This is a genomic window from Nitrosovibrio sp. Nv17, from assembly GCF_900119085.1.
Lineage (GTDB): Bacteria > Pseudomonadota > Gammaproteobacteria > Burkholderiales > Nitrosomonadaceae > Nitrosospira.
The window spans coordinates 1-1,601 of record NZ_FPIQ01000048.1 but is presented as its reverse complement, the minus strand read 5'-3'; the positions used below and the strand labels follow the sequence as shown (position 1 = coordinate 1,601).

Annotated in this window: 3 protein-coding genes; all 3 read left to right on the top strand. The window is 45.0% G+C overall.

What is annotated here, in order from left to right; all coding sequences use genetic code 11:
- Positions 1-594, top strand: a 594-nt coding sequence (locus BT108_RS13900; RefSeq protein WP_369817182.1) for an RHS repeat-associated core domain-containing protein, incomplete at its 5' end; no start/stop codon positions are given.
- A 141-nt stretch (positions 595-735) separates the two neighbouring features.
- On the top strand, positions 736-1,053 hold the full coding sequence (locus BT108_RS13700; protein ID WP_143142518.1) for a hypothetical protein: 318 nt from the start codon (positions 736-738) through the stop codon (positions 1,051-1,053).
- Between the two features lie 60 nt (positions 1,054-1,113).
- Entirely contained in the window at positions 1,114-1,542 is a 429-nt protein-coding gene (locus BT108_RS13895; protein WP_177257331.1) for a hypothetical protein, read from the top strand.
- Positions 1,543-1,601: the final 59 nt, after the last annotated feature.

Genomic DNA, 1,601 nt, shown 5'->3' with positions numbered 1-1,601 from the left:
CCGGTGGGATACGAGAGCGACCTCAACCTGTATGCGTACGTGGGGAATGATCCGGTCAATTTGGTCGATCCAACCGGAACCGTAGGAATCAACCTGGGCGCTGCCGGAATTGGAGCAATTATTGGCGGGGTATCAGCTGGTATTACGGCTTATGGTAAGGGGGCCAGTCCACTGGGTATTGCAACTTCAACACTTTTTGGCACTGTTGGAGGAGCCACTGCTGGTTTAGCCGTTGGCCCAATAGCAGCCATAGTAGTAAGTGGATTTGCGGGTGGAGCAGGTAATCTTCTAAGCCAAATAATTTCTTCTGATAAAAGTATAAATCTCGGTGAGGCCGCTGTGGCAACTCTTACCAGTACAGCAGGAGGAGGTGCCTCTGTCTTGGCAAGAGCAGGAAGCTTTGGAACGACTGTTCAAGCTGGGTTTGGCGCGAGTGTTACAGCCCTATCTCAAGGATTGATTGATTTGAGAGCTGCGGCGAATAAGAACTATCCAGCGTCTGGAATGATATTAAACAACCCCGACAACATATCGGTAAATAATTTTGGCAGCGCGCCAGCAAGCCAGTCGAGCGGCCGTCCACCCAAGCCATGAGTATTGGAGATACATCCGCAATAAGAGCATCGGTCATTGGTATGAGGCGGTCTTCTCGATTAACAATTATGATGGAAACATCATATATATATTATTCATCCCAATAGCCGAAAATGAATTAATTCCATGGAATTGGCATAGATGCTGCCCATACTCTTGACTATTTCTGCTGCATATTTTTTCGTTCAGGGAGTTATTGGATGCATGTTTTTATTTGGATTACTCCAACTAAAACGTGAGCATGGAAAACTGAATGGCTTGGTAACGTCAATACTGACAGGGCTTCTCTACTGCCTAACTATGGGCGGAGTATTTGTGGTGGCAATATTGTATAGAAAATATGACGTTGATATGAATGATGGAATGCGTTTTGCTTTTGTGATTACAGGTTTTGCAATGCTTGGTCTCTTATTTGTCGTTATAAAGGAGTGGAACCGGTTGTTACAAAAATTAAAGTAATGCAGAGAGGCTTATAAGACTGGATAACGCACTCCAATTGTTAGGGGTTTCGCAGGCTCTATGAGAGTTCCGCAAAGCCATCCTATGAAAGATGAAGTCCTCAGAAGATATGTTTTATTCTTCGTGGTCGGCCCCTTTTTTTTGTCACCTATCTTTGCACTGGCATTTATCGATACGGACATTTTTGCGTTATCCGATGAAAGAATTTTTTATATAGCGGTATTCTTCTTTTTTATCTTGCTTCTTCTCCTAATGATACCCCTGTTTTTACGATCGCTGCCGCAAAAACCGTCGCTCGTGATCTGGATTTATCGGACTTTCGGATTGGCTGTATTTGCCGCATTTTGTGCATATCTCAGCGGGATAGGATATTTTCCATTCTGGAATGCGGTAAGCAGTAGCGGTGAAAGTGTATTGGTCAGCGGTCCCGTTGTTCACATGATGATAGGTAGATGTCGCATCCCGGACGATCATATGGTCGCTTGTTAAACAGATGCGGGTGCGACTGATACCACTGTTTCATGGCCTGCATGGGCGTACTGCTCTTG